The sequence below is a fragment of the Nocardia sp. No.11 genome, assembly GCF_038752175.1.
In the GTDB taxonomy this organism is placed as follows: Bacteria; Actinomycetota; Actinomycetes; order Mycobacteriales; family Mycobacteriaceae; genus Nocardia; species Nocardia canadensis.
This window is the reverse complement of sequence record NZ_JBCGFB010000249.1, coordinates 1-1,906: the sequence shown is the minus strand read 5'-3', so window position 1 is coordinate 1,906 and position 1,906 is coordinate 1. Positions and strand designations below refer to the sequence as shown.

Annotated in this window: 1 protein-coding gene; it reads left to right on the top strand. The window is 71.7% G+C overall.

Features of this window, described 5'->3' with window-relative positions; all coding sequences use genetic code 11:
• Nucleotides 1–141 precede the first annotated feature (141 nt).
• A complete protein-coding gene (locus V8688_RS31830; RefSeq protein ID WP_218722218.1) occupies nucleotides 142–1,638 on the top strand; it encodes an SCO6880 family protein in 1,497 nt (498 codons plus the stop codon).
• Nucleotides 1,639–1,906: the final 268 nt, after the last annotated feature.

Here is a 1,906-nt window from a genome sequence, read left to right as displayed (position 1 = left end):
GCCCTCGGGTGCGGCCCGCAACGTCGTCGCCGCACGCGCGGCGGCGGGCAGCGCCTCGCGCGCCGACCAGGCGGCCGGCGACCTCGCCGGTGACCGCTGGGCGAATCGTTCACCCGACCTCGGCAGGAGCACGATTCCGCGATGAGCACCCTCTCGACCGACACCTACGAGCGGCGCTCGTACGGGCTGTGGCAGAAGCCGCGCAGCGCGGGCCTTTTCGGCTTGCGCTGGGAAGAGACCGTGATCGGTTTCGTCGTGGTGATCACCGCCTTGATCAGTGCCATGGTCGGTGGATTCAAATGGGGTTTCGTCGTCGGCGGCCTCGGCGCGCTGGTGATGGTGCCCCTGGTGTGGCGGACGGGGGGCCGTTCGGGCTACGAGACGGGATTGATGATGTTCAACTGGATGCGCTCGCGCAAGAACGGCGAGCACGTGTATCGCGGCGGCCGGTTCTCCCGGATCCCCGGCGGCGTCACCAAGCTGCCGGGGCTGCTCGCGCCGTCGAAGCTCTACGAGGGCATCGACGCGGGCGGCTACCACTTCGGGATGATCCACCTGCCCGCGTTCGCGCAGTACACCGTGGTGCTGCGGGCTTGGCCGCAGGGTCACGAGGCGGTCGACCAGCCGGTGATCGACCGCTGGGTCGCGGCGTGGGGCACCTTCCTCGCCTCGGTCGGCCAGACCAGCGACATCGTCGCGGTGGTGCCGGTGATCGACACCGTGCCCGAGACCGGTAACCGGTTGCTCAACGAGGTCTCCACGATCACCCGCCCGGAGGCGCCGGAGCTGGCCCAGCAGGTGATGTACGAGCTGGCCACCGAATTGCCGCAGGAGCGGGTGCAATTGCTGCCGCGCGTGGCGATCACCTTCAAGGCCACCACCGCCGAGCGGCGCAAGAACCCGGCCGAGGAAGCGGTGGAGATCGGGCGCAGGCTGCCCGGCATCTGCGCGGCGCTGGCCGAGGCCGGCGTGCGGGCGCAGCCGATGTCGGCCGAGGAGGTCATCTCCTTCATCCGCCGCAGCTACGACCCGGCCGCCCAGGCCGATCTCGAGGTCGCCGCCGCCGATCCGGGCGGACACGGCCTCGGCTGGGACGACGCCGGTCCGGTCTCGCACGACGAGAAGTGGGATCACCTGATCCACGACGGTGGCCGCTCGGTCACCTGGGAGATGGACGCGGCGCCCGAGGGCGCGGTCGACGAGCGGGTGCTGCAGCGGCTGCTCGCGCCGAATCCCGAAGTGCCGCGCAAGCGCATCGCGATCGTCTACCGGCCGCACTCGGCCGCCGACGCCGCCGAGATCGTCGACGACGACTTCAAGAACGCGCTCGTGGCGCAGCAGAGCGAACGCGGTGTCGTCTCGGCCGCCGCGACACTGCGGGTCGGTGCGACCCAGCAGGCTCGTGAGGAACAGGCCCGCGGGCACGGTGTGACCCGCTTCGGCGCGCTGGTGACGATCACCGAGCCGCTGCGCGGTGATCTGCCGCGCATCGAGGCCATCACCCGCGACCTCTCGACGCAGGCCCGGCTCAAGATCCGGCGTTGCTACCGCTATCAGGCCGCGGCGTTCGCGGCTTCCCTCGGTTGTGGCGTCATCCTGCCCGAGCACGCGACCATTCCGAAGGCATTGGCGGGGTGAGGCGATCATGGGACGCGACTTCGACGACATCGCGCTACGGCCCGTCCACCGGCCGCCCCGGATCCGCGGGGAGCGCGAACCACGACCGGTCGGGAGCGCGTCGCGCGTGAGCGACGAGGTGCTCGGCCTGGAGGAGCGCACCGAACGCGCCGAACGAGAGTCGGCGCGCGGTAGCTCCGTGCCCGACGAGCACACCGAGCGCGAGCGCCGCCCGCGCGAGGGCAGGCCGCGTTCCGGGGAACCGGGCGGCCGCTCGCGCGCGGACGAG